Origin of the sequence: Iamia sp. (genome assembly GCF_035575815.1) — a bacterium.
In the GTDB taxonomy this organism is placed as follows: Bacteria; Actinomycetota; Acidimicrobiia; order Acidimicrobiales; family Iamiaceae; genus Iamia.
Genome location: NZ_DATLXO010000142.1, coordinates 1 through 21,762 on the forward strand (window position 1 = coordinate 1; position 21,762 = coordinate 21,762).

The 21,762-nt window shown below is 72.3% G+C and carries 21 protein-coding genes, 2 tRNA genes and 2 pseudogenes; 14 read left to right on the top strand and 11 right to left on the bottom strand.

Annotated features, from left to right (window positions below; genetic code table 11):
* From VNL12_RS14790 to VNL12_RS14815, 6 genes are all read right to left on the bottom strand, one after another.
* Window positions 1-415 (bottom strand): M91 family zinc metallopeptidase (locus VNL12_RS14790; protein WP_325595736.1); only part of this gene is annotated, 415 nt, incomplete at its 3' end.
* On the bottom strand, window positions 318-1,082 hold the full coding sequence (locus tag VNL12_RS14795) for a hypothetical protein (RefSeq protein WP_325595712.1): 765 nt from the start codon (window positions 1,080-1,082) through the stop codon (window positions 318-320). The genes VNL12_RS14790 and VNL12_RS14795, both read right to left, overlap by 98 nt.
* Before the next feature lie 181 nt (window positions 1,083-1,263).
* Window positions 1,264-3,090, bottom strand: a complete 1,827-nt coding sequence (locus VNL12_RS14800) for an ABC transporter ATP-binding protein (RefSeq protein ID WP_325595713.1) — start codon at window positions 3,088-3,090, stop codon at window positions 1,264-1,266.
* Between the two features lie 196 nt (window positions 3,091-3,286).
* On the bottom strand, window positions 3,287-4,021 hold the full coding sequence (locus VNL12_RS14805) for a sulfite exporter TauE/SafE family protein (RefSeq protein WP_325595714.1): 735 nt from the start codon (window positions 4,019-4,021) through the stop codon (window positions 3,287-3,289).
* A 32-nt stretch (window positions 4,022-4,053) separates the two neighbouring features.
* Entirely contained in the window at window positions 4,054-4,992 is a 939-nt protein-coding gene (locus VNL12_RS14810) for a PaaX family transcriptional regulator C-terminal domain-containing protein (RefSeq protein ID WP_325595715.1), read from the bottom strand.
* The gene (locus VNL12_RS14815; RefSeq protein WP_325595716.1) at window positions 4,989-5,363 is read right to left on the bottom strand and encodes a hypothetical protein; all 375 of its coding nucleotides are present in this window, start codon (window positions 5,361-5,363) and stop codon (window positions 4,989-4,991) included. The genes VNL12_RS14810 and VNL12_RS14815 overlap by 4 nt, the downstream gene beginning before the upstream one ends.
* A gap of 74 nt (window positions 5,364-5,437) precedes the next feature.
* Here VNL12_RS14815 and VNL12_RS14820 point away from each other — a divergent pair, with 74 nt between their 5' ends.
* Together VNL12_RS14820 and VNL12_RS14825 are read left to right on the top strand one after the other, a co-directional pair.
* On the top strand, window positions 5,438-6,433 hold the full coding sequence (locus VNL12_RS14820; protein WP_325595717.1) for a fatty acid desaturase family protein: 996 nt from the start codon (window positions 5,438-5,440) through the stop codon (window positions 6,431-6,433).
* A gap of 50 nt (window positions 6,434-6,483) precedes the next feature.
* Window positions 6,484-6,568 (top strand) — tRNA-Ser (locus VNL12_RS14825).
* Between the two features lie 70 nt (window positions 6,569-6,638).
* Here the strand turns inward: VNL12_RS14825 and VNL12_RS14830 are convergent.
* Window positions 6,639-7,316, bottom strand: coding sequence for a Fic family protein (locus tag VNL12_RS14830; protein WP_325595718.1), 678 nt, complete (start codon window positions 7,314-7,316; stop codon window positions 6,639-6,641).
* Window positions 7,317-8,066: 750 nt separating this feature from the next.
* Here VNL12_RS14830 and VNL12_RS14835 point away from each other — a divergent pair.
* The 7 genes and pseudogenes from VNL12_RS14835 (at window position 8,067) to VNL12_RS14850 (ending at window position 12,608) form a co-directional block, all read left to right on the top strand.
* A complete protein-coding gene (locus VNL12_RS14835; protein ID WP_325595719.1) occupies window positions 8,067-8,372 on the top strand; it encodes a nucleotidyltransferase family protein in 306 nt (101 codons plus the stop codon).
* A gap of 94 nt (window positions 8,373-8,466) precedes the next feature.
* On the top strand, window positions 8,467-8,898 hold the full coding sequence (locus tag VNL12_RS20970) for a DUF86 domain-containing protein (protein WP_349257860.1): 432 nt from the start codon (window positions 8,467-8,469) through the stop codon (window positions 8,896-8,898).
* Window positions 8,899-9,400: 502 nt separating this feature from the next.
* Window positions 9,401-10,675, top strand: a complete 1,275-nt coding sequence (locus VNL12_RS14840) for an ATP-binding protein (protein ID WP_325595720.1) — start codon at window positions 9,401-9,403, stop codon at window positions 10,673-10,675.
* 269 nt (window positions 10,676-10,944) lie between these two features.
* Window positions 10,945-11,022: pseudogene (locus tag VNL12_RS20975) on the top strand (peroxiredoxin); the annotation flags it as partial.
* A 106-nt stretch (window positions 11,023-11,128) separates the two neighbouring features.
* Window positions 11,129-11,533, top strand: a complete 405-nt coding sequence (locus VNL12_RS20980) for a YkvA family protein (RefSeq protein ID WP_349257861.1) — start codon at window positions 11,129-11,131, stop codon at window positions 11,531-11,533.
* 168 nt (window positions 11,534-11,701) lie between these two features.
* Window positions 11,702-11,827: pseudogene (locus tag VNL12_RS21270) on the top strand (FitA-like ribbon-helix-helix domain-containing protein); the annotation flags it as partial.
* A gap of 67 nt (window positions 11,828-11,894) precedes the next feature.
* Window positions 11,895-12,608 carry a formylglycine-generating enzyme family protein gene (locus VNL12_RS14850; protein ID WP_325595721.1) on the top strand — a complete coding sequence of 238 codons (714 nt, stop codon included), beginning with the start codon at window positions 11,895-11,897 and terminating at the stop codon, window positions 12,606-12,608.
* On the opposite strand, the gene VNL12_RS14855 is transcribed toward VNL12_RS14850, so the two are convergent.
* From VNL12_RS14855 to VNL12_RS14870, 4 genes are all read right to left on the bottom strand, one after another.
* Entirely contained in the window at window positions 12,592-13,092 is a 501-nt protein-coding gene (locus VNL12_RS14855; protein ID WP_325595737.1) for an MBL fold metallo-hydrolase, read from the bottom strand. The genes VNL12_RS14850 and VNL12_RS14855 overlap by 17 nt on opposite strands.
* Entirely contained in the window at window positions 13,064-13,702 is a 639-nt protein-coding gene (locus VNL12_RS14860) for a metallophosphoesterase family protein (protein ID WP_325595722.1), read from the bottom strand. The genes VNL12_RS14855 and VNL12_RS14860 overlap by 29 nt, the downstream gene beginning before the upstream one ends.
* 106 nt (window positions 13,703-13,808) lie before the next feature.
* Window positions 13,809-14,771, bottom strand: a complete 963-nt coding sequence (locus VNL12_RS14865) for a DMT family transporter (protein WP_325595723.1) — start codon at window positions 14,769-14,771, stop codon at window positions 13,809-13,811.
* Window positions 14,772-14,908: 137 nt separating this feature from the next.
* Window positions 14,909-15,628: a helix-turn-helix transcriptional regulator gene (locus VNL12_RS14870; protein ID WP_325595724.1), complete on the bottom strand. Its 720-nt coding sequence runs from the start codon at window positions 15,626-15,628 to the stop codon at window positions 14,909-14,911.
* 68 nt (window positions 15,629-15,696) lie between these two features.
* Here VNL12_RS14870 and VNL12_RS14875 point away from each other — a divergent pair, with 68 nt between their 5' ends.
* From VNL12_RS14875 to VNL12_RS14895, 5 genes are all read left to right on the top strand, one after another.
* Window positions 15,697-16,569 carry an alpha/beta hydrolase gene (locus tag VNL12_RS14875; protein ID WP_325595725.1) on the top strand — a complete coding sequence of 291 codons (873 nt, stop codon included), beginning with the start codon at window positions 15,697-15,699 and terminating at the stop codon, window positions 16,567-16,569.
* 229 nt (window positions 16,570-16,798) lie between these two features.
* Window positions 16,799-16,887, top strand: a tRNA-Ser gene (locus VNL12_RS14880).
* Between the two features lie 469 nt (window positions 16,888-17,356).
* Window positions 17,357-17,710, top strand: coding sequence for a transglycosylase SLT domain-containing protein (locus VNL12_RS14885; protein WP_325595726.1), 354 nt, complete (start codon window positions 17,357-17,359; stop codon window positions 17,708-17,710).
* Window positions 17,711-17,906: 196 nt separating this feature from the next.
* Window positions 17,907-18,887: an acyl-ACP desaturase gene (locus tag VNL12_RS14890; RefSeq protein ID WP_325595727.1), complete on the top strand. Its 981-nt coding sequence runs from the start codon at window positions 17,907-17,909 to the stop codon at window positions 18,885-18,887.
* 129 nt (window positions 18,888-19,016) lie between these two features.
* A complete protein-coding gene (locus VNL12_RS14895; RefSeq protein WP_325595728.1) occupies window positions 19,017-21,728 on the top strand; it encodes an SCO7613 C-terminal domain-containing membrane protein in 2,712 nt (903 codons plus the stop codon).
* The last annotated feature ends 34 nt before the right edge of the window (window positions 21,729-21,762 follow it).

Sequence of the window (21,762 nt, forward strand, 5' to 3'; positions counted from 1 at the left end):
CGGCCCCGTCGTAGGTGCCCTCGGCACCGGTCTCGTAGCCGTAGTCGTACTGGTGGGCCAGCTCGTGCTGGAGGATGGCGATCGGCGGAGCCTCGCGCCAGTTGAGCGTCGTCGACGTCTCGGGGGAGTCGTAGTCGTACATGGAGCCGTGGCGGGGGTTGTAGTCGATGCTGTTGTTCCGCCAGAGGATGTAGTCGCGGTAGCTGGCGCTGCCGTTGGGCTCGTCGTACTCCCTGACGACCACGACGTCGCCCTGGTAGGAGACGCCTCCGAGCACCGGCCAGTCGGCGGCGATGGCCTTCGTCTGCTCGTGGATGTCATCCATCGCCCGCAGCATTCCGATGCCGGCGGGCGAGGGGGCCAGGGTCGCCAGGTCGGCCTCGACCCGCTGGACGAACTCGGGCGAGCCCTCGATGCGGAGGCCGGAGAGGTCGGGCCGGTCCATCGTCGCCGTCACCCCCGGCGAGGCGGTCGTCACCGTGGCCGCCCGAGACGGTGTCGTCGTGAGCTCCACCGGCGATGGTGTCGTCGTCGCTCCCGCCGTCGAGGTAGTCGGCCCCGTCGCCGCCCACGATGGCGTCGTCGTCGCCCCCGCCGTAGACGACATCGTTCCCCCGACCGCCGATGAGCTCGTCGGCCCCGTCGTCTCCGTCGGTGTAGTCGCGCCCGTCGCCGCCGTCGACGTAGTCCCCGCCGTCGCCGGCCTCGATGGTGTCGGCGCCGGTGCTCCCGTAGATGCGGTCGGCCCCGTCGCCGCCGGTGATCCGGTCGTCGTCGGTGCCGCCGTCGGCGGTGAAGGTGACATCGGCCCCCGACGGCACGGTGACCGTGTCGTGGCCCGACCCGGCCCGCACGGTGACGCCGCTCTGGGCCTCGAGGTGGTAGCGGGTGCCGTTGACGGTGACGATCGTCGTGCCGTCGGGGTCCTGGGTGATGGTGACCTCGTCATCGCCATCACCGGTGTCGACGATCACCTCGTCGCCGACGTGGCGGATCGTGACCTCGCCGTCGCCGAGGCGGGCGGTGCCGGCGCTGATCCGGGTGTCGGTGGAGGTGACGACCTCGGCCTCGTCGTCGATCACCCAGCGTCACTCCGACCTGGCCCAGCTCCGCAACCTGGCCGGGGCGCTCGAGGACGCCGAGGCCGCCGTCGCCCGCGAGAACCAGCGGCGCACCGCCGCCGAGGAGGCCGAGCCCGTCCACTGCGGCGCGGTGCCCCCGGCCCGGCGCCCTGCTGAGGCGCCGCCCCAGCCTCGCCGCTCCTCAATCGACCGGTGTGGCGGCGTCGCCGGTCTGCACCCGCCACAGCGCCGCGTAGAGGCCGCCGCTCGCAGCCAGCTCGTCGTGGGTGCCGGACTCGACGACCCGCCCCCGCTCGAGCACGTGGATCCGATCGGCGTGGCGCACGGTGGAGAGCCGGTGGGCGATCACCAACACGGTGCGGTCCCGACCCACCGTCTCGAGTGACCGCGCGATGGCCGCTTCGGTCTCGTTGTCGATCGCCGAGGTGGCCTCGTCGAGCACGAGCAGGCGCGGGTCGCGCAGGATCGCCCGGGCGATCGAGAGCCGCTGGCGCTGCCCGCCCGAGAGCTTTTGGCCCCGCTCGCCGACGATCGTGTCGTACCCCCGGGGCAGGTCCAGGACGAACTCGTGGGCCTCGGCGAGGCGGGCGGCCTCGATCACCTCGGCGTCGGTGGCGTCGGGGCGGCCGTAGGCGATGTTCTCCCGGACCGTGCCCTGGAACAGGAACACGTCCTGGCCCACGTAGCCCATGGCGCCGCGCAGCGACGCGAAGTCGAGGGTGCGGATGTCGGTGCCGTCGATGCTGATGGTGCCGCTGGTGGGCTCGTAGAGGCGGAGCAGCAGCTTCACCACCGTCGACTTCCCGGCACCCGTCGATCCCACGATGGCGTGGGTCTCACCGGCGGGCACGTCGAGGGTAAAGCCGTCGAGCACCGTTGCCCCTCCGGCGTAGGCGAAGTCGACCGCCGCGAAGCGGACCTCGCCCCGGACCGGCTCGGCCAGGCGCTGCGCGCCTGAGGTGATGGTGGCCTCCACGGCGAGCAGGTCGAGGATGCGCCGGGTCGATGCCATGGCCCGCTGGTAGAGGTCGAACGTCTCGCCCAGCCGGGTGAGCGGCCACAGCAGGCGCTGGGTCATGTAGACGAGCACCGAGAACACACCGACCTCGAGGTCGCCCCGCAGCGCGGCCCGTCCGCCGACGAGCAGGGTCACGGTGAAGGCGGCGAGGATCGCCAGGCGGATCACCGGGATGAACGCTGACGACAGGCGGATGGCGTCGCCGTTGGCCCTCCGGTAGGTCTCGCTCGCGGCCTCGACGCGGGTCACCTCGCGCTCCTCGGCGGTGAAGGCGCGGATGGTCGCGATGCCCGAGAGGTTGTTGGCCAGCAGCGCGCCCAGGTCGCTGGCCGCGCTGCGCACTGTGGCGTAGAGCGGTTCGAGCCGACGCTGGAAGAGGACCGAGCCCCACACGATGATCGGGATGGGCAGGAACGCCACCACGCCCAGCACCGGCGAGGCGACGAAGAACACGGCGCCGACGAAGGCCACGTTGACCGCGACCCGGATGATCTCGATGGCGCCGATGTCCAAGAAGCGCTCGAGCTGGTTGACGTCGTCGTTCAGGATCGCCATCAGCCCGCCGGTCGACTGGTCCTCGAACCACGCCAGCTCGAGGTCCTGCACGTGGCGGTAGGCGTCGAGGCGCGCCTCGTGCTCGATGGTCTGGGCCAGGTTCCGCCACAGCCGTTGGGAGATCAGCTCGGTGCCCGACTCGATCAGCCACACGACCACGTTGATGACCGCGAGGGCCACGAGCTGGGTGGTGCGGCTCTCGATGCCGAGGAGCGACCCGATGAACGAGTCGCCCTCGCGCACCACCACGTCGACCGCGGCGCCGATGAGCAGCTCGGGCATGACGTCGGCCAGCTTGTTGAGCACCGCGAAGGTGATGGCGCCGATCAGCGTGCGCCGGTGCCCCCGGGCGTACCGCCACAGTCGGTGCAGGGGCGGCCGCGAGTCGGGCCCGGCGCTGAGCTGCCTGGGGATCGCCGACGGGTCCGGGTCCACGGCGGAAGGCTACGGCCCGCAGGAGCTGACTCAGGATGAGATCGGGGCGACCGCCTCACCGGCCGCCGCGTCTGGATCGAACGGGCCGGCCGGGCGACCGGGGCATCGCGTGGCTCCGCGTCGGCTGTGAGCGGTGCCGCCGGCCCCGGGCGGAGACGAACCGGACGCGAGTGGCGCCGCCTGGGCACCGCGAGGTTCACCCCCGAGCGGCGTCGATGAGCAGGTACCCGGCCACAACCGTGATGGCGACGAGGTAGAGGCGGCGGTCACGCTCGGGGGACATGCGGTCGAGCACCCGGGTCCCGAGCTGCGTGCCCACCACCACCCCGACGATGCCGGCCGCGGCGGCGCCCAGGTGCGCCGTCGGCGCCAGGCCGTTGGCGCCGAAGAGCACGACCTTGGCTGCGTGGCCAGTGAGCTGGGCGGCGGCGAAGGTGCCAACGAAGGCCTGGCGACTCCGCGTCGCGGCGCGGTAGAGGGGAGCAACGAGGGGGCCGGTCGCGCCCACGACGGTGTTGAGGGCACCGATGACCGCGCCCACGCCTACCCACGCGCGCCCCGTCGGGGCCCGCAGCGCCCGGCCCGACCGCTCGGGGAGCCACGTGGCGGCGAGCACGGTCACCGCGATGGCGGCCTGAAGGGCGGCCTCCGGGGCCCGCACCACGAGGGGGATGGTGAGGGCCCCGGCGGGCAGCAGGAGCAGCGATGAGCGGGCCACGATCGACCAGTCGGCATCGTGGCGGCGGATCACGGTGCGCGTGCCGTTGGAGACGACCTGGATGACGGCGTGGAGGGGGATGGCCACCAGCGGGTCCACGAACAGGAGGAGGAGGGCCAGCAGCACGATCCCGCCGCCGAAGCCGACGACGGCGCTGAGCGCCGAGGTCGCCACCGCCCCGAGCCCCACCAGCACCATGACGCCCACGTCCACGACACTTGTCTACAACTTGTCTTGTTACTTGTCTAGGACACGTTCCCCCGGCTGCGGGCGGCGCGGCCGTCGCCCTGTGGGCGGCGGTAACCGTCGACCCACAGGGCGAGGAAGGCCGCGTTCCAGTCCCGGTGGCCCGAGCGCAGCGCGGTCCCCGGCCAGTCGTCGGCCAGAAGCGCCGCCGGCAGCAGGGGATCGGACTGGAGGTGGCGCAGCACCGCGGCCGACAGGACAAACGCACCCGGCACGGCCGACCGCTCGGATCGGTCGAGCGCAGGGCGGGTCGCCTCCAGGGCGGCGAGCAGGCGCCGGCCCCGGGCGGCCCACCCGGTGAGATCCCAGAGCGAGGCGGCGAGGGCTGCGGGGTCTCCCTCGGGGTGAGCCCTCAGCGTCGTGGCCTGGGAGGCCACGACGGCCTCGGCCTCGGGCTGGGTGCGGGGCGGGAGGTTGTCGGGTCGCAGCCACACCCCCTCGCGCAGCTCGGCCAGGCGGAGGGTCCGGGTGGCCTGCCGCAGCGCGCTGCGGTCGGTGGTGGTCCGTCCCTCGGCGACCACGATGGCCATCCGCCACCCGTCGTCCTCGGCCCTCCAGGGACGGGTCGTCGCCCCCCGGCTCAGGTCCTGGCGCGCCTGGCGGGCGCGCAGCGGTCCCGCCAGGGCGTAGCCGCCCTCGTCGGGCTCGAGCTCGCCGGTGGCGACCATCCGGGAGATGGCGACGCGGGCCGTGCCGTCGCTGATGGCGAACAGCGCGCAGGAGCGCACCAGCAGGCCCGTGGGCAGACGGGGCGGGTGCGCGCCGAGGAGCGTCGAGGCGACCACCGAGCGGGCGGTCAGGGCCGGCTCCTCGTCGGGTGTCCACGGCCCGTCCGCCGGCGCCCGGGCCTTCGCCGCGCCGGCCGTCGGTTCCTCACCTCGTCGAGTGGTCGATCCATCCCCGTGGCGGTCGCTGATCGACCTCTCGGGGCCGCTCACCGGTCGGGGCTGCTCTCGTCGCCGAGTGCGTCGGCCAGCTGGTCGATGACCGTGGCGCAGCCGTTCGGGCCCGAGACCACGACCGTCGTCTCCCGCACCCCGAAGGTCGCGACGGTGACCGCGCGCTGGGGGCAGACGTCGAGGCACGAAACGGCGAGCACCCGCACCGCCTTGCGGGGGAGCTCGGCCTTGGCCCGCTGCCGGAGACCGGCGCGCACCTGCTTGGGGCCGAAGCCGCGCGCCCCCTTGCACTCCCGGCAGACGAGGACGACCCCCGATCGCCACGGGGCGCGCACGACCCGCGCCCTGTCATCGTCGGCCGCGCCCGGACCCGGGGCGTCCGGTCCGGTCGGAGGGGTGCGAGAGCTCACCGGCCCAGCATACGGGTGGGCCCCGACCCATTACGGCCTGGCGACGGTTGGCGGAGAGGTGTAATGTCCCTTTCGTGGACACCGCGACCGCCCCTCCGACGATGGTTCCCCCTCCGACCGTCCTGCCCGAGGTGCTGCCCACCGACCGGTTGCTCGTCTCGGGCAAGGCCGTGCCGGAGATCCGCAGCGGGCTGCGCCGCATCCCCGTGGTCCGCAACGCCATCGCCGTGGCCAGCGTCTACGCGCAGTCGGTCGGCCTCATCGCCCTTGCCGCCTGGATCGGCCACCCGCTCGGCTACGTGGTCGCCTTCGTCTGGATGGGCCGCACCCACGCCGCCTTCGCCGCCCTGTCCCACGAGGCCGCCCACCGGCTGCTCTTCGCCAACAAGCGGGTCAACGACTGGGTCGGGCGCTGGGTCGTCGGTTACCCGGGTTTCATCTCCACCGACCTCTACCGGCGCGGCCACATGGCCCACCACAAGGAGGAGTTCGGGCCCCACGAGCCCGACATGAACCTCTACGTGGGCTACCCCGTGAGCCGGGCGTCGCTGCGCCGCAAGCTCACACGCGACGCGGTCGGCATCTCGGGCTGGAAGAACCTGCGCAGCATCATCAAGGGCGCCCGGATGAAGGACTTCGGCCGCCACGCCCGGCGGATCCTCGGCTTCCAGCTGGCGTTCCTGGTCGTCGCCACCGTGCTCGGGCGCCCGGAGCTGTACCTGCTGTGGTTCGTGCCCTGGATGACCAGCTGGCGGGTCATCAACCGGCTGCGGGCCATCGCCGAGCACGGCGGCATGGAGCACTCCAAGGACCGGCGCCGCACCACGCACTCGGTGCGCCAGCACCCCCTCGGCCGGTTCTTCCTCGTGCCCTACAACATCGGCTGGCACCTGGCCCACCACGTCGACATGGGCGTGCCGTGGCGCAACCTGCCGCAGATGCACGCCGAGCTGCGGGCCAGCGGCTGGGTGCCCGAGGGCCTCGAGCACCGCAGCTACCCCGCTCTCTGGCGGGCGCTGGCCCGGGGCACCGAGCGCTCGCGCCCCATCGAGGCACCCGCCCCCGGCTGACTGCAGATCGGCCCGGTCAGCACCGCCCGGCGAGCACTACGGTGCCGAGCGGAGCGGTGGCAGAGCGGACGAATGCAGTCGCCTTGAAAGCGACCGGCCCTCACGGGCCCGGGGGTTCGAATCCCCCCCGCTCCGCTCTCCCTGAGGTCTGGGCATCACGCCGCTGGGCTGCGGTGCGAGAGCTCCCGCGCTCGATGGGCATGGGTCAGGAGAGAAGGTGCAGCGTCAGCAAGTAAGCGAACACGGCTCGCGCCTCCCCATGGTCGCCTGCGAAGTCCGGCGGGCGTCCCATTGACGCCTTTGACGCACGTGCATACGCCACGTCGTCCGGATGGGGCTTGAGCGCAAGGAAGATCGGGAGTCCGTAGCGATACGAGATGTGGGCCACGAGAAGGCGGGCCGTGCGTCCGTTGCCATTGGCAAACGGGTGAATGCGAACCCACTCGCCGTGGACCTCCGCTGCGAGAGCGATCACCTCGTCGAGCGCGTCGACCTGGGTCGGTTGATCCCCGGGCGGGAGCGCATCGTCGAGAACAGCCAGTGCCGCGGCTAGGCCGTCGAAGAACTGGTCCACGGCCGCGGCGACATCGTCGGCCCACACGCCGACTCGTTCTGGAAGGCCGTCTACCAGGACTGACCCGACCGCGACCTCGTAGTCGACGATGTCTGGCAGGCCCGGATCACCCCGGAAGTGACCGACGTAGGACGGTGACGGAACCGCGCAGCCGTCGTAGATGCTGCTGTGCCATGCCTTCACGTCGCGCGCAGCAGGCATCGTGCGCGCATCGGCCAACGCAAACGCCGCCGTCAGCGCGACGGCAACGTTGGCGACGATCGTCGCTTGGTCAGTGTGATCGTCGTCAGACCAGCTTGGGCCCGGCAAGGTCGCTCAGCCCGTGCTGTGGAACGCAGCAACGGCTCCGAGAGGTCGACGTGCTGACCTCTCCGGCTGCGTTGCCGGGCGAGAGATGCGACGCGGACGCAGGGGCTCGGAGTTCGCCTCGCCTGCGACGAAGGCATCGATGCTGGCCGTGACGACCCCTGCGAACGCCCTTTCGGAGATCGATCGCAGGCGAGCCGCGGAGAGGTCGAGGTGATCGGCCAACAGGGCGCCTCTAGCGATCACCTCGTGCTCGGCTGCGACCTCGAGCAGTTCGTTCTGGCTCACCCCCTCTCGTTCTGCCACCTCCCGGACGAGCTCACGGAGTCGTTCCGAACGGAAGCGCAGGGAGAACATCGGCCTGGTGGGTCGGCTCACGGCGGGCTCCGGTCAACAGTGATATCGAATATGGCCCGATGATATCACTCCGGGTGGCGAGCCCCTGTCCAGCAGCCGGGCGACCTCGTCCCATTCGTCGGGGTTCGAACGTTGTCCCACCCCGCTCCTCCAGTGGTGAATGCCCCAGGTTCGCGCCCCGAGCGAGAGCGGTTCGTGAGTCGACCGACGCGTCGAGGGGCAATGGCGTCTCGGAGTTGGTCGCCGAAGCCGGCCGAGTGAGGGTGCAGTGACGTGCCGGGCCCGAGCATCTGCTCCCCGGTGGCTCGACATCAGGTCGTGGAGCGGCGACCCGGGTCCGGTCACTGAGGACTTGTCATACCTGACGACGCGGCCGTCGGCTGCGAACATGGGACGGTGCAGCTGCGACCTGGCATCGACATCGACGACAACGCACTCGGTGCGTTCGTGGCGCGACATGGGGTGCGACGGCTGGCGGCGTTCGGGTCGGTGCTGCGTGACGACTTCTGCGACGACAGTGACGTGAACCTTCTGGTGGGGTTCGAGCCGGGACGAGTGCCGGGGCTCCTCACCATCGCGGCGATGGAGATCGAGCTGGGTGAGATGCTGGGCCGGGAGGTCGACCTGCGGACGGTCGGCGATCTGAGCCGGTACTTCCGCGACCGCGTGGCCGCCTCGGCCCGAGAGCTGTATGCCGCCTGACAACGAGGTCAGCATCCGGCACATGGTGGATGCGATCGAGACCGGGCTGCGGTTCGTCGAGGCCAAGGAGCGCTCGGAGCTCGACCACGACTAGATGCTTGTGCTCGCCCTGACGAAGCTCGTCGAGATCGTCGGCGAAGCGGCCAAGCAGGTCACCGCGACGACACGGGCTCTCCATCCCGACGTGCCGTGGTCGGCGGCGGCTCGGATGCGAGATCGCCTCGTCCACCACTACTTCGACATCGACCTCGACGTCCTGACGTCCTCTGGTCGACGGTGGCGACGGATCTGCCCGGCCTGCTCGACGTGCTGTCTCGCCCGGCCGAGAGTTGACCGATCACCTGGCCCTGGCGACAGCGATGAGGGATCCTCGGCCCGAGGAGGCGCTCTGGAGGCGCTTCGCCCGAGATCGGCCCCCGGGGGACGGTTCGATGCCGCTGCGGTCTGGGCTCGCATCTCGGACTCGGACAGGGACTTTCTCACGGGAGGCCGTCGCGACAGCCCGGCACACACCACCTCGCGGTGAACGTGCGGGTCGCCAGGGCGACCGACGTCTACCAGCGGCGTCTTCGGGCTCGTCGATCCTGCGAACGATGCGATGCAGCCCCTGGCTGCGGACCTCGGCGCGTCGTCCGGCGATGAGGCGTCCCGGTACCTCACCTTCAGGTCCCCACCACCACTGCCCGGAGGCGACGCCGATGCTTCCGAGAGCCAGTGACGGCAGAGCAAGTGTCGCCGCACCCCGTCCTGGGCCGCCATCGCCGTCCTTCCGGCGCGAACTCACCGCTGCTCAAGCCGGGAGTCGAAGCGCCCGGCGGGATCAGGGAGCCACTGAGGCTGTTCTGGAGACGCAGGACCGGACGAGCGCCCGTCAATGCGGTGCCGTCCTGGCGTTCCACAGGACGACAGCGGCGCAGTGCCGTCATGACGATGTGTTCGGCGCCAAGTGGATCGAGCAGCGCGCCGTCACCGCTCGCCATCTCTCGAACGCATGGTGTCGAGACGGGCGGCACGAGTCAGTATGACGCATGCCACCTTGGCGAGTCCGCGACCTCCATGACGGCGACCTCGATGCTGCGATCCGGATGTGGGACGACCCGGCCACGGGCGGCAACCAAACGGTGTTCGGGCTCTCCGAGCTCATCGCTGCGGTTCGCATCGGCGAGCCGGCGGTGGGCGCCGTGGTGGGCGATGAGCTGGTGGGCACGGCGGTGGCGACGGTCAGCGGCGACCGAGCGTGGGTGCAACGCATCAGCCTGTCGACGGGCTGGCGGCAACGCGGCATCGGAAGCTCGCTGCTGGTCGAGCTCGAACGCCGGCTGATCGCCGCCGGCGCGCACCGGATCAGCTGCCTCCTCCACGATGAGACGGATGTCGGTGCTGTGGCCCTGGCCAACTCGGGCTACCGCTTCCTCGGAGACGCGAAGGTCTACGAGAAGCTCGAGCCGGCAGCATCGCCCGCCAGCGGCCTCCTCGACCAGCTGGGCGGACGGATGCTGCGGGCCGACGCCTGGGACCAGCTCGGTGGGATGGTTCGTGAGAAGGACCTCATCGAACGGTCGATCATCCTGCCCCTGGCCCGGCCGGACGAAGCCGAGCAGCACGGTCTGGTGCCACCACGGGCCATCGTCTTGTTCGGCCCTCCCGGTACGGGCAAGACGACGTTCGCCAAGGGCATAGCCGGCCGCCTGGGCTGGCCGTTCGTCGAGCTGTTCCCGTCGCGGCTGGCCGACGATTCGCCAGGCGGGCTCTCCGGGGCGCTGCGGGAGGTCTTCGCCCAGATCGATGAGCTCGACGCTGCGGTGGTGTTCATCGACGAGGTCGAGGAGATCGCCGGGCGGCGGGACACAGGGAGCCACACCGGGGTCACCAACGAGATGTTGAAGCTGATCCCGGTCTTCCGTGAGCGGCCGGGTCGGCTCCTCGTGTGTGCCACCAACTCGATCCGGGCCCTCGACACCGCGTTCCTCCGTCACGGTCGATTCGACTACCTGATCCCGGTCGGCCCGCCCGACCCCACGGCGCGCGAGGCGATCTGGGACCGCTACCTCCTCGCCATCCCCCATGACGACCTCGACCTGGTCGCGATCGTCGAACACTCCGACCTCTTCACCCCGGCCGACATCGAGTTCGCCTCCCGCAGGACCGCACAGGCCCTCTTCGAGCGGTCGATCGCCGATGACGCCACCGGCCGGGCCACGACCGACGACGTACTCCGGGGCATCGCCGCGACGAGGCCCACGCTGTCGGCCGAGCTCATCGCGGCGTTCGAGGAGGACATCACCGCTCACGCCCGCACATGAGACCTCAGCAGGACCGGACCGCACTCGACGACCTCACCGTTCCCAGGTGATGCGGGGGGCACGGCGGTAGAACGGCGCATCGCCGAAACGTCAACGGTCGACCAACAGCGCTACCGCGAGTCTGCTGACAGGCTCCTCAAGGCTCTGGCCGCCGACGGGGCGCTGCCCATGGCAGAGATCGCCGCCGTCGAGCTGTCGTACTCCGCCCGCAGCCACGAGGATGTGCGTGAGCGCTCGGAGGTCGGCGTCGATCACCACGTCGACTGCTCCTCGCGAACGCCGAGCTGACCGGCACCGTCCAGCTGTGGGAGTGGATCGGCGACGGAGCCACCACCTTCAGCTACTGATCCGACCGACCGGCGGGATCGCGATGGACCATGAGGCGCGCCTGGTACGACTGTCGGAGTGATCCGGCTCCTGATCGGCGCGGCCTCGGTCCTCGTGGCCTCGTGGATGCTCATGATCCTGCTTGCCGCTCGCCTGCCCGAAGGCGTGGCCAAGGATCTCGCGGCCTTCCTGCCGAGCTGCGTGAAGATGCTCCGCACGCTGCGCACCGACCCCCGGGTGCCCCGCCGGGCCAAGTTCGCCCTCGCCTTCGCCGCGCTCTGGATCATCTCGCCCATCGATCTGATCCCGGAGTTCCTGCCGGTGATCGGACCCCTCGACGACATCGTGGTCATCGCGCTTGGCCTCAGGTACGCCGGACGACAGGTTCCGCGCCACGTGATCTTGGAGGCGTGGCCGGGGAACCCCTCGCTCATCAACCGGCTGCTCGGGCCCGTCCGTGAACCGGCCTCCGCCCGGCGCTCTCGTCGACGCCGAGGCACTGGCCGTCGGCCAATCCCTCCCCCGACCTGATCGCGGCGTGGAACCTCCGTTCGGGCGACACTCGGAAGTCCGCCCGCGTCGATGACGTCGTCACCGAGTCCTCGGCCGGAGTGCCCTCTCCTCGCGTCGCGCGATGAGTTCCCGCGCTCCCCACCGTCACGACAGCAAACGACGGATCGTTTACCAGATGGCGCCAGAATGGCGCTACGGTGGGCCCGCGTGCCGAGCATCCAGGTCAAGGACGTTCCCGATGATGTCCACGCGACCCTCCGCCGTCGTGCTGCGGCCGCGGGTAAGTCCCTGCAGGAGTACCTCCTCGAACGGCTCACCGAAGAGGCCCACACGCTGACCGCAGTGCGAGATCGAGCTCCTCGCGTAGGTCGCCGATGCAATGATGCTCGATGTGGTGGAGATCCCGTCGGGTGTGGTTCGCCGCGGGACCCCGATCGCGGAGATCGACGACGTCGTGCGTCGTCATGCCGACCTCGGACTGCCGCGCTCCTACTTCGCCAAGGAGGCGCCGCGAGCTCACGTCCACGTACCCGGCTTCTCGATCGCCCGGGTTCCGGTGACGCGCGGGGGGTACGCCGCGTTCTGTCGCGCTGCCGGCAAGTCTCCGGCCCTCGAGCGTGACGATCACCCCGCGAACGTGACGTGGGGGGACGCGACGCAGTACTGCGCCTGGCTCGCCGGGGTGTGGGGCCTGTCAGTACGGCTGCCGAGCGAGGTGGAGTGGGAGCGGGTAGCCCGCGGAGATGACACCCGCGAGTACCCGTGGGGGGACCGCTTCCGCGCCGACGCCGCGAACCTGGCCGAGGCGGGGATCGGCGGCACTGCGCCCGTCGGGTCGTTTCCCCAGGGCGCCAGCCCGTACGGGGTCCTCGATCTGGTGGGCAACCTGGACGAGTGGACCTCCACCGTGTTCGCCCCCTACGACGGCGCGCCGAGCGATGTTCCCGCCGTTGAGGCCTGGGCCCCTGACCCCCACGTGACTCGCGGCGGCGGCTACCTGAACCACCGAGACATGGCTCGTTGTGCCCGGCGGCACGGGGTGTACCCACCTCACAACACGGCCGGGTTTCGGGTCGTCATCGACCAGCGCTGAGGGTGACGATCTCGGGGTCGTGGCTGAGCTGAGCGGTGAGCGGGGCCAGCGAGCGGACCCGCGCCAGGGAGTCGCGGGCGGCATCCTGCCAAGAATCGTCGTGGAGGTTCGTCAATCCGGGTTCGCCGGTCCGCAGCTCGCTCGCCCGGTAAGCACACTGCGCGACGAGTACGACCCGTCCGCCGGCAGCTTCGACGACCACCGACTGATGGCCCGGGGAGTGGCCCGGTGTCGAGAGCAAGCGAACACCGTCGAGGATCTCCTCATCACCGGCGATGCGTCGCAACCGGTCGGTGGGGATCTCCGCCCACTCGGGAACGGTGTACCCCGGGGTCTCCGCCGCTTCGACCTCGGCCGCCTGCACGTACACCGGCGCGTTGATGGCGCGCCGTTGCCCGCAGTGATCGAAGTGCAGGTGCGACAAGACCACGCCCGCGATGTCTCGGAGTCCGGGCTCAGGCTGGGGCGCCCGCCCGGGCGTCAGTCCAGGGCAAGGGGGCCAGGTCGTGCTCTCCCGCGTCGATGAGGGCGACGACGGCCTCGGCGGCCACCGGCCGCCCGGCCCAGGCGTCGACGCCGACGTTGACCTGGCGCCCTTGCTGGCGCCACGTCTCGTGGACGTGGCCGTGGATCAGCCAGGTGCCGTCGTCGACAGGTCGGTGGGCCCCGAAGCGGTCCTCGTCGTGGCTGTCGCCGCGGTAGGGGAAGTGGCACAGGCGGATCCGGTGCCCGAGCAGGTCGAGCTCACGAGCCTCCGCGATGGTGGCGAAGCCGACCTCGTGGTAGCGCTCCCGCCACCTCGCGATCTGGTCGGGGCGGTCGTGGCCGCCCCAGCAGCGGTCGTGGTTCCCGGCGATCAGGTGCTTGGTGCCCTGCAGCCCGGTGACCAGCGGCAGGGACCGGTCGAGGAGGCCCATGGCAACATCGCCGAGCACCCACACCTCGTCGTCGGCCGCCACCGTGGCGTTCCACGCGGACACGAGGGCCTCGTCCATCGCCGCCACGCCCGCCTCGGTGTCGGGGAAGGGCCGGCCGCAGTAGCGGCTGATGTTGCGGTGCCCGAAGTGCAGGTCGGACGCGAACCAGGTCGTCATGGTGGCCCCCCTCTCGAGCGAGTGGCGTCGAGGCGTCCTCCCACCGTAGGACGAGCCCTGATCCCCGCCCGCAACGCAAGCGCCGGGGCACCTCCTCCGTGGAACCTCAGGGGGGCCCGAGCGGCGCCTCGGCGGGGAGCGGCGACCGGTCCTGCTCGGCGACGGTGGTGAGCGCCACGCCGGCGATGAGCGCCACGGCTCCGGCGATCACCACGGCACCGGGCACCTCGTCGAAGAGCAGGACACCGCCCAACCCCGAGAAGAGCGGTTCGAGCAGGATCACCGACGACACGAGGGTGGGGCTCAGCCACCGCACCGTCCAGGTGAACGACGAGTGGCCCAGCAGCTGGGGCACGAGGGCGAGGGCTACCGCCGCGGCCCAGAACCCGGCGGGGTAGGGGCCGTCGCCGGGAGCGGCCAGCAGCGCGAGGGGCAGGACCGTGAGGGCGCCGACCCCGGCCACCACCGCGGTCCACCGCCAGAGGCCGAGGCCCCGGTGCTGCACGGACCGGCCCAGGAGGAGGTGGCCGGCGAAGGTGATGGCGGCCACGAGGGCGAGGGCGTTGCCCAGCAGCGGGTTCGCCCCCGAGTCGAGCCCCTCGACGTTGCCGAAGGCCACCAGGCCTCCGCCGGCCACGGCGACAGTGATGCCCAGCCCGGCCCGGCCTGAGGGTCGTTCGCCCCGGAGCCACAGCAGCAGGGCGACCCAGATGGGTCCGGTGGTGACGATGGTGCTGCTGGCCGCGATCGACGTGTACACGAGCGAAGGAAGCCAGGTGGCGAAGTGCAGGCCCAGCAGGGCCCCGGCCAGCACCGTGCGGGCTCGGGTGCCGGCGGGAAGGGTGGGGCGCGGCGGGGCACCGGCCGCATGCCGCCGCTCGATCCATGCCGGCGCGGTGAGGGCCGAGGTGATGGTCATGCGAGCCACGGCGAGCAGCAAGCCGCCGCCGAGGGTGCCGGCCCCGGCCGCGTCGTAGGCGCCCCGGGTGAACAGGGCGGCGGTCGACGCCGCGAGCACGCCCCCCATCAGCACCAGCGCCAGGACCGCTCCGCCCGGACGATCCCTCACGGGGGGGAGCTCATCGGTGCCGACCGTGGACGCCGCCGTGCCCCGCTGTGTCGACCCATCCGCGCGCCTCCGATTCGCCGCCGGACGCTAACGGAGCCCGGCACTGCGACCTGGCGCTTTGCCGTCGCTGGACACCCTCACCCGAGCACCACGGGCCGGGCGCCGGCGGGGATCGGCCCGAACACCTCGCGCAGGTCCCGGGGCTCGACGTGCTCGGTGGTCAGCACAGCCCGGTCGATGCGATCGAGGCGGAACCAGCGACCGGCCCGGCGGCGCCGGCACCAGCCCAGCAGGAACCACTCGTCGCGGTCGAGGGCGTAGGTGAGCGGCTCGACGCGTCGACGCTCGGTCGACCGGCCGTCGCGATCGGTGTAGTCGATGACCACCACAACCTGGGCCCGGATCGCCTCGTCGACCACCCGGGCGGCGGCGGGCCGGGCCCGGCGCACCGGCGACCCGCAGCGCGCCTCGGTCCGCACCCATACGCGTCCGCTGAGGGCCTCGGCGGACGATCGGTCCGCGGCGGGCATGGCGCCGAGCAGCTTGGTCAGCGCCGCTCGTCCGTCGGGGGCGAAGGGCAGGTCAGGGCCGAGGGTGAGGGCCACGGCGATGGCGGTGGCCTCCCGGGCGGTGAAGGTGAGCGGCGGGAGCGTGGCGGCCGGGTCGAGGGCGTAGCCACCGCCCGGTCCGGCGGTGGCCCAGATCGGCACCCCCGCCTCCTGCAGGGCCGTGACGTCGCGCTTGACGGTGCGCGGCGCAACCTCGAAGCGGGCTGCGAGCTGGGCGCTGGTCCGCCCGGTGGTCCCGGCGCGGCGCAGCTCGTCGGTGATGGCGTAGAGGCGATCGGTGCGGTTCATCGAAGGGATCTGACCTTTTCAGAGACGGTGACAGGACGGTGTCACCAGGCCCGGCGCACCCTAGGCCCATGACCGATGCCCCCACCCCCCACCACCTCATCGACCTCCCCGACGGCCGCCGTCTCGCCGTGGACGAGGTCGGCCCGGCCGACGGCCCCGTCGTCGTCCTCCTCCACTCGGCTCCCGGCTCCCGCCTGTTCGACCCCGATCCGGCGGTCACCGCAGCCGCGGAGATCCGCTTGGTGACGCTCGACCGGCCCGGGTACGGAGCCTCGACCGCCCTGGGCGACGGAGCGGTGCCGACCATCGCAGGTCAGGCCGATGACGTGGTCGCCGCCCTCGACCACCTGGGCGTGGACGGGGCTGCGCTGGCGGGCTGGTCCGCCGGAGGCCGGGTCGCGGTCGGAGTCGCCGCCCGGCACCCGGAGCGGGTGCGGGCCCTGGCGGTGATCGGCACCCCGGCCCCTGACGACCTGTCGTGGATCCCCGAGGAGCAGCAGGCCATGCTCGAGCCGCTGCGCGCCGATCCGGTCACGGCCACGGCCCGGCTGGCCGAGATCCTCGAGCAGGCCGTCGGCGGCGACCCTGCCGACGGCCTCGGCTTCGTCGCCGGGCCGGGTGACGAGGAGCTCCTCACGGACCGGCCCGTGCGGGACCGGGTCGTGACCATGCTGACCGAGGCGTTCCGGCCCGGCGCCGACGGCACCGCAGCTGACGTGGTGGCCGACCAGATCGCCGAGTGGGGCTTCGACCCGGCCTCGGTCGGGACGCCGGTGCACCTCTTCTACAGCGAGGACGACTTCGTGCGCCCGAGCCACGGAGATTGGTGGGCCGAGGCTCTGGTCGACTCGACAACGCACGTCACCTCCGGGGTTGGTCATCTCCTCGTCGTCACCGAGTGGGCTGCGGTGCTCGCCGCCCTCGGCCACCCCGCCCACTGAGCAAACCTCGGACAGCACCGCCCTACTCAGCCACCCGGCGGCAGCGGCGGCGCGGGTTCTGGCGACCGATGGCGATCGCCGTGGTCGTGGGCCGATCGAGGCTCACTCGGGGCCTCGCCCCCTGGGCTGGCCCTGGGCGCGCCTTGGGCGCGGGGTGGGGAGCGGTCGCGATCGGTGGATCGTGATCGCAGTCGGCCCCGGCCGTCGGACCTGTACCATCGGCGACCGAGGAGAGGTGCCGGAGTCAGGCCGATCGGGCCTCCCTGCTAAGGAGGTGACGGGTCACACCGTCCGTGGGTTCAAATCCCACCCTCTCCGCCGGACAGCCCCAGGCCAGTGCCACTCCCGCAGCGGTCTTGGCCTGGGGTGCCTCCGGGCAAACCTGAACCTCGGGGGCATTGGGCCCCGTCGTTGGGGGCGCCCGGGGCAGTTCCAGCGGCGTCCAAACATCCTCCACCGGTTGACGACCATGACGGGTCCGGTTGATCCGCATCCGACGGCGAGGCGTGGAACGCCCGCTCACGATCGGTGGTGAGACAGGCCCGCAGCGGTTGATCGAACCGGGCTCGTCCCGGCCCGTGGGCGATGGTCAGGTCCCTGTTTGACGATGGTGTGACGGTGATCACGTCACGAGATCTTGCGTTTCGTAACCGCTTCGTCATATCTTGTCGCCTCAGCCGCGAACGGGGTGCCCTCCCCCAGAGCAACGTCGCTCCCCGGGCGCCTCTCCTGTCCCTGCCTCTAGGGGCCCGACGGGAGGCGGGACCATCGATCAAGGAAGTCATCCGTGAAGCGAATCCTCCTCCCCGTCCTCTGCATCGTCGGTCTGGCGGTCGGCGCGTCCGCCTGCACCCCCGAGGACCTCTCGAAGGATGCGATCCGCCAGAACTTCCCGTCGTCGCAGCACGACAAAGCCACCCGCGTGGCCGACTGCGAGTCCAGCCTGAACCCCGAGGCCGTGAGCCCGGGCGGCGGCAACTGGGGCCTGTTCCAGATCAACACGGTCCACAAGCCCATGGTCGAGCGCATGGGCTACAGCTGGGAGCAGATCACGGATCCGTACGTCAACGCCAAGGTCGCCCGTAGGATCTTCGCCGATGCCGGCGACACCTGGGGCCCGTGGGCATGCCGCGGCGCCTGAGTCACTGAGCCACCGAGCCCCTGAGCTCGGCTGATCGTCGGAGAGGCGGCGCCTGCGGGCGTCGCCTCTCCCGCTTTTCGGGTTCGGACAGCCTGACCATCTGGTCGCCGCCGGCGATTGTCGACGGATCGGCGTGTGACCCATGTCCGATCGCCGGGCGGTCGACACCCTACCTACCGGTAGGTAGGGTGGGCCCATGCAGCAGGACCAAGCTCTGATCGCGGATCTGACCCCCATCCTCGGGCGGCTCGTCGACCGGCACCTCTCCACCACCAAGGAGTGGTTCCCCCATGAGCTGGTGCCGTGGGAGCGCGGCGATGCCGGCACTGCATCCCGCGAGTGGGACGCCTTGCGCCACCCGGTTCCCGACGCCGTGCGCAGCTCGCTCTTCGTCAACCTGCTCACCGAGGACAACCTGCCGTACTACTTCTCGACCATCGACAAGATGTTCGGCTCCACCGAGGTGTGGGGTGAGTGGGCCCGGCGCTGGACCGCCGAGGAGGGTCGGCACTCCATCGTCATCCGCGACTACCTCACCGTCACCGGCATGGTCGACCCCGTCGCCCTCGAGCGGGCCCGCATGCACCAGGTGTCCCACGGCATCGTGCCCCAGCCGCCGACGGCGCTCGACGGCCTCGTCTACGTCGCCCTGCAGGAGCTCGCCACCCGCATCGCCCACCGGGCCACCGGCAAGATGCTCGACGACAAGGCCGGCTACGACGTCATGGCCCGCGTCGGCGCGGATGAGAACCTGCACTACCTCCTCTACCGCGACTTGGTCACGGCGTCGATCGAGCGGGACCCGTCGGCCGCCGTGCTGGCCATCGAGCGTCAGGTGACCGACTTCGAGATGCCGGGCACCGGCATCGTCGACTTCGAGGCCCACGCCATGGCCATCGCCAAGGCCGGCATCTACGACCTGCAGGTCCACCACGAGCAGATCCTCCTGCCGGTCGTGCTGCGCCACTGGGACGTGCCGGCCCTCGAGGGGCTGACGCCCGAGGCCGAGACGGCCCGGACTCGCCTCCTGAAGCGGATCGACCGCGTCGGTCGGGCGGGCCGGCGGCTGGCCGCCCGCTGGGCCGAGACCGAGGCACGCGACGCGGCCCGGTCCGAGGTCACGCCCGCCGGGCCCGGCCGCGACGAGGTCTCTGCTCCCGAGCTCAGCTCCGTCTGACCTCGCATGAGATCGTGGCGGGCGAGCGTGCACCCTGAGCGCACCAACGGGTCGCTCCGGTCGACCCCCAGGGGTTGATGGGGGCCGTCCCGCATTGCACGCGTCGGGCGCGGGGCGGAGGGTGGGGCCATGCCCCGCACCCTCTCGTTCCCGGCCCCCTCCGCAACGACGTGTCCGATCTGCCACCTCCGTTTGTCGCAGCCCCGGTGCGACACCTGCGGGGTCGACTTCCGCTCGCCTGAGGGCGGACGTCTCTGGGCGCTCGACCACCAGCTCCACGATCTGTGCGGGGAGCGCAACGCCGTCGTCCGGACGTTACTGGAGCCCGCCGCGGTCCCCGCCCCGCCTGCATCCTTCGCCTCGCTGGGTGTGAGCGACGCGATGGTGCACCCGCCCGGTCCCAAGGTGCCGCGCCTCGCAGAGCCGGTCCTCTCCGCGGCGGCGTCCGGGGCTCCCCTGGCCCTCCCCCCGTTGGTCCAGCCCGGCGAAGCGGCCCCCGATCCGACGTGGGCGCCGGGAGCGGCGCCCGGCGGTCCGACGCCCGTCGATCCCTCGGCGGGGTCGACGGGCCCTCCACCGATGGGGGCGGAGCCGGCCCCCCGCCCGGGGTGGAGTGCGCCCGAGGTGCTGGTGGCGCTCGGTGCGCTCAGCCTGGTCGCCGCCGTCGCCGTGTTCACCGCCGTCTCCTGGGACCGCTTGGCGGCCACGGCCCAGGGCGCGCTCCTCGTGGTGCTCACCGGCGTCGTGGTCGGTGGCGCCGTGGCCTGTCGGCGCCGCGGTCTCCTCGCCACCGCTGAGTCCCTCGGTGCGGTGGGGGTCGCACTGGGCCTGGCCGACGTGCACGTGGCCCGGGTGGCCCTCGACGGTGCCGCGTCGGGTCGGGTGGTCACCGGTGTCGGCGTCGGTGTGCTCGCCGGGGCGGCGGTGCTCGTCGGGCGCAGCATGCGGCTCCGCAGCCTCACCGCCGCCGGTGCCGGGCTGGCCTTCCTCCCGGGACCGATCCTCGTCGCCTCGTCACCCTCGGTCCTGCTCCTGGCCGCGGTGGCCACGGCCCAGGCCCTGCTGGCCGTGACCGTCGACCGCCATCTCGGGCGGTGCACGTTGGCGCGGGCCGTCACCCGCGTCGGCGCGGTGCTCAGCTGGGCCATCGCTGGGCTCCTCGCCCTCGGCGCCGGGGTGGACGGGCTGATCACCACGGCGGCCGGGCTGGGTGCTGATGGGTCGCAGGGACCGGCGGGATCGATGGCCCTGCTGGTGGCCCTGGCCGCGGTGGCCGTGGTGGCGGTCCTCGTCGCCGGGTGGACACGGCCCACGCAGAGCCTGGTGCTGACCGCCGCGGTCGGCGCCGTGGTGGCGGCCGCCGGGCTCGGGGCCACCACTGCGGTGAGCTCGATCGAGGCCTGGCTGGCCGTGATGGCGGCGAGCGGTGGGTTGGTCGCACTCGTGGGGCTGGGCGTGGCCCATCGCGACCCGGCTCGGCCGTGGGCCGCGGTGACGGGCAACGGCGTCGCTGTTGCGGCGGCGGCCAGCGCGTACGCCGGGGTGCAGGTGGTCGCCACCGCCCTGGCCCTGCTCGGGTCGACCGGTTCGGGGGCCGACGGCGACGCCGGCACCCCGCTCGTCGACCGATTCGGCACCGACGTGGAGCGTTCCCTCCTGGCCGACGGCCTGACCCTGGCCCACCTCGGCGCCCTCCTCGCCGTGGGTCTCGTCGGGTGGGCCGGGCGCCGTCGGTGGGCGGTCCCCGTCCTGGCTGTCGCCACCGGGGCGGTGGCCGTCGGCGCGCCGGTGGCGCTCGACCTCACCGTCGGGGTCGCCGTCACCGGGCTGTTGCCGCTGGTCGTGGCCGGTGCGGCGCTCGCGGTGCGACGCGGTGACCGCGACCCCTGGCTGCGAGCGCTGCTCGTCGGCCTGGCCGCTCTGGTGGTCGTCGTGTCCGTCGCCTCGACCGCTCTCGTCCTGGCCGTGACGGCCGTGGTGGTGGCGGCCGGGATGGCCGTGGCCGCCGCCGCCCTGGTTCGACATGAGGCGGTCGCCGCCGGCTGGACGGGTGGGGCCCTGGCCGCACTGCTGGCGACCGTGGTGCTCGATGTGGTCGTCCTCGGCCACGGGCGAGGGGCCGTGGCCGTGAGCCTGGCGATCGCCGCGGCGCTGGTCGCCGGCGTCGGGCCGGTGGTCGAACGGCTCCGGCCGCGGGCGACCGAGGCGGTCGGGGTCGCCGATCTGCTGGCCTGTCTCGGGCTGCTGACCGCCCTGGTCGCGGCGCCGTCGCTCGACGGGGCCAGCGTGGTGGTGGCCCTAGCCGGTGCGGCCGCCGGGCTCTCGGCCCTGCGCCCCTCCCGGCGCCTCGCCTGGATCGGGGCCGTCGGCGCGTCGGTGCTGCTCGTCTGGCTGCGCCTCGGCGCCGGTGGGATCGTCGTGCCCGAGGCCTACACGCTGCCCTTCGCGGCAGGCCTGCTGGTGGTCGGTGCCTACGTGCGGTGGGACGAGACGGTCGACGGGTCGTGGCTCCGCTTGGGTCCCGGCCTGGCCGTCGCCCTGGGTCCGAGCACGCTGCTGGCCCTGAGCCTCGACGACCTGGGTCGCACCGTTGCCGTGGTCGTCGCCGGTGTGGCCGTGACGGTGTGGGGAGCCGCCGGTCGGGCCCAGGCCCCGCTGGCCCTCGGGGGCGCCGCGGTGGGGGCCATCGCCCTGCGTCACCTGGCGCCTGTCGCCGCCGACCTGCCCCGCTACCTGGTCTTCGCCGTGGCCGGGGTGGTGCTCGTTGCCGTCGGGGCCACCTTCGAGCAGCGCCGGCGGGACCTCCGCCAGGCCCGGGACGCCTTCGCCCGGCTCCAGTGAGTCGTGGGCCGTCGAGGGTCGGGCCCCGCACCGC